This window comes from Streptomyces sp. UNOB3_S3, from assembly GCF_020740895.1.
Lineage (GTDB): Bacteria > Actinomycetota > Actinomycetes > Streptomycetales > Streptomycetaceae > Streptomyces.
Map to the genome: position 1 here is coordinate 1 of NZ_JAILXP010000647.1, position 1,808 is coordinate 1,808.

Here is a 1,808-nt window from a genome sequence, read left to right on the forward strand (position 1 = left end):
CCCCGCGCCAGCCGTTGCCCCCGGTCCATGGCCCGCACGGTCGTGAACGTCCCGTCCGGGTCCACCTCCGTCTCCAGCGCCGTGACCTCGCCGTCGAAGATCCCCACCCTGCTCCGGCGCCGCGCCGCGGCCACCGACACGGTCATCGCCACCCCCACCGCGATCCCCGCCGAGGCCAGCAACCGGTGCGCGGGATCCCGGAACCGCAGAGTCGCCCGGGCCGGCACCCCCACCGCCGTCTCCACCCGCGCCTCGACCAGCCGGTCCGCCCACTCCTCCCGCAAGGGCGAGCCGAAGGCGACGACCGGCTCCGCCGCGTACAGCCGTTCCGTCACCCGGCACCCCCCACGACACGCTCCTCCAGCACCGGCAGCACCAGCACCGTCCCCACGGGCACCCGGGCCGGATCGTCGACGCCGTTCGCCCGGGCGATCTCCCGCCACCGCCCGGGATCGCCGTACGCCTGCCAGGCCAGCCCCGCCAGACTGTCCCCGGCGACCACCAGATGTGTGCCCACCGGCCCGTCACCACCCGACGTCGGGTTCTGCCGGGGCACCGTCCCGCCGACCTCCTCCAGGGAGACGGAGCACTGCGCGCGCAGCGGTGTCCCGTCGTGCCCGAACCGCGTGTACTCCGCGTCGACCTGCGTCACCAGGGCGAGGAACGCGGTCGTCCGCGCATGCCCCCACTCCAGCCGCACCCACGGCGCGGAGGCCGGCTTCGACGTCGTGCTCCGGGCGGTCGGGGCACAGCAGTCGAGCAGCTTCTCCACCTGGTCCTGCACGCTCGGGCCCGGACCGGCGGCGTCCAGGAACACCTCCAGCGTCATCGTCCGCGGCTGCGCCCCCACGAACTGCGCCCGCGCCGCCTCCCCGTTGGACGGCGCCCGGCTGCGGTCCCAGCGGGCCTGCTTGCCGACCCGCACCCGCTCCGGGTTGAACTGCAACTTGACCCGGCCGCGCTCGGGCCCCGGGGAGTTCCCCGCACCCGTCGGGGGATCGTAGATCACGAGGGCGGCGCGCACGGGTGCGCCGCTCAGCAGCTCGGACAGCATGCGGTCCTCTCGGACGGGGGGCTGACGGGCGGTCAGATGGTGATGCCGAGGAATCCGTTGTGGGCGATCTCCAAGGTCTCGCGGGCCGGTTGCGACTGATCGACGTCGAACGCCGGGCCGCTCCAGCGCACCGGGAGCACCCCGTCGAGCAGCCACCGCACGAGCGGTCTCCGGTCCGGGCCGAGCGCCACGAGCTGCCCGGGCAGCCGCGCGGGCTCGATCATCTGCTGTTGCATCCACGCCCACACGAGCAAGGTGTCCCGCGTCAGCGGCCTGCTCAGCACGACGTTGGTGTAGCGCAGCCGCGTCGGCAGTTGCCACACGTGCCCGTTCGTCCCGCCCTCCACCCGCTCCTCCACGTCCATGGCACAGCCCAGCCCCTCGCACGCCGTGAACGAACCGAGGGCGTGCGTGCCGATGGACAGCTGGAAGTGGGAACTGACGGCGAACGGCTGGTCGGCCATGGACGAACACTCCCGGTGGTCGGTCGTCGGGCGGCGGTCGGCTCCTCAGGCGTCTTCGGCACGGGATCTCACCGGGGGACGGTGCTTCCCCACGCCCCACCGTCCGGCGGCGGCTCGGCCCGCGGCGGCCACTGCGGCCGGGCACGAGCCCGGCGCAACCGCCACCCCAGCTCCAGCGCGGGGAGCACGGCGTCGGCCAGGAGCCCGGCGTGCCGCAGGGCGACCTCCCGGGCGACGGCGGAAGCGTCCGGCGGTGAGGCAGGCTGCCGGGGTGGAGGTGGGGGTGCGGG

Annotated in this window: 2 protein-coding genes and 2 pseudogenes; all 4 read right to left on the reverse strand. The window is 74.8% G+C overall.

What is annotated here, in order from left to right; translation table 11 throughout:
• A pseudogene (locus tag K6I33_RS34670) lies at positions 1-335 on the reverse strand (type IV secretion protein Rhs); the annotation flags it as partial.
• Positions 332-1,054: a LysM peptidoglycan-binding domain-containing protein gene (locus K6I33_RS34675; RefSeq protein ID WP_229358772.1), complete on the reverse strand. Its 723-nt coding sequence runs from the start codon at positions 1,052-1,054 to the stop codon at positions 332-334. The pseudogene K6I33_RS34670 and the gene K6I33_RS34675, both read right to left, overlap by 4 nt.
• Before the next feature lie 32 nt (positions 1,055-1,086).
• Positions 1,087-1,518 carry a phage tail protein gene (locus K6I33_RS34680; protein WP_229358773.1) on the reverse strand — a complete coding sequence of 144 codons (432 nt, stop codon included), beginning with the start codon at positions 1,516-1,518 and terminating at the stop codon, positions 1,087-1,089.
• A 68-nt stretch (positions 1,519-1,586) separates the two neighbouring features.
• Positions 1,587-1,808 (reverse strand): annotated as a pseudogene (locus K6I33_RS34685) (hypothetical protein); the annotation flags it as partial.

Bases quoted from the DNA above. Each gene is read 5' to 3' on its own strand.
- K6I33_RS34675 (WP_229358772.1), bottom strand. From the start codon at position 1,054: ATGCTGTCCGAGCTGCTGAGCGGCGCACCCGTGCGCGCCGCCCTCGTG.
- K6I33_RS34680 (WP_229358773.1), bottom strand. From the start codon at position 1,518: ATGGCCGACCAGCCGTTCGCCGTCAGTTCCCACTTCCAGCTGTCCATC.